This is a genomic window from Achromobacter pulmonis (assembly GCF_902859765.1).
GTDB lineage: Bacteria > Pseudomonadota > Gammaproteobacteria > Burkholderiales > Burkholderiaceae_B > Achromobacter > Achromobacter pulmonis.
Map to the genome: position 1 here is coordinate 1 of NZ_CADIJV010000084.1, position 1,179 is coordinate 1,179.

Genomic DNA, 1,179 nt, shown 5'->3' on the forward strand with positions numbered 1-1,179 from the left:
AACATGGCCAACTCCTCCCCCGCAGTCGTCACTGAAATCACCGGTCGCGCGTGGATACGCAACAGCGACGGGTCCCTGACCGAGTTGCATCAGGGCAGCAACGTGCCCGCCGGCAGCGACATCGTCACGGCCTCGGGCGCCAGCGTGGCGCTGCAGGTGGAGAACGGCATGCCGATCGTGATCGGCGAAGGGCGCGAAGTCGCCGTCACCGGTGACATGGCCGGCCCGCTGGCCGACCCGACCGAAGCGGCGGTGACCCCGCCCAAGGGCACCGACTCCGACCGCCTGCTGGCGGCCCTGCAAGCCGGCCAGGATCCGTTCGAAGTGCTGGACCCGACCGCCGCGACCCTGACGGGCGGCAGCGGCGATGATGGCGGCGGCAGTTTCGTGCGCCTGGCCCGCATCCTGGAAACCACCAGCCCGCTGGATCTGGCCTACCCCAACCCGGGCCGTGGCGCCGACACGATCGATCGCGCCGCCAGCGGCACGGGCGCCGGCGACGCCGCCGCGGGCGACACCAACAACGCGCCGCTGGCCGTCAACGACGACGCCCGCACCGACGAGAAGAGCGTCGTGCGCGGCAACCTGCTGACCAACGACAGCGATCCTGACGGCGATCCCCTGACCCTGGTGTCGGTCAGCGGCCGCCCCATGACCTCGGGCGGCGTCAGCGTCACCGGTTCCAATGGCGGCACCTTCACCGTGCTGCCGGACGGCAGCTACACCTTCGTGCCCGGCAACAACTTCCAGAACCTGCCCGAAGGCCAGACCTCCACCACCACGATTACCTACGTCGTCACCGACCCGAGCGGCGCGACGTCCACCGCCACCGTCGAAGTGACCGTGGTCGGCATCAACGACCCGGCCCAGATCACCCCGGCCCAACCGGGCGACGATGCCGGCACCGTGGTCGAGGACGAGAAGTCCACCGCCAACGGCAAGCTCAACGTGGTCGACGCCGACGACGGCCAGTCCTCCTTCGTGGCCGTGGCCGACCGCCCCGGTGTCTACGGCACGTTCTCGATCGACGCCAACGGCAACTGGGTCTACAACCTGAACCAGGCCGACGCGCGCGTGCAGTCGCTGGCCGTGGGCGAGACGCTGACCGAGACCATCACCGTCACCACCGCCGACGGCACCACCGGCACGGTCACCATCACCATCAACGGCACCAACGAC

At 69.9% G+C, this 1,179-nt stretch carries 1 protein-coding gene; it reads left to right on the forward strand.

The window, feature by feature from the left end:
* Nucleotides 1-3: 3 nt before the first annotated feature.
* The coding region (locus HV701_RS26590) for a retention module-containing protein (RefSeq protein WP_175135978.1) at nucleotides 4-1,179 on the forward strand (1,176 nt) is incomplete at its 3' end.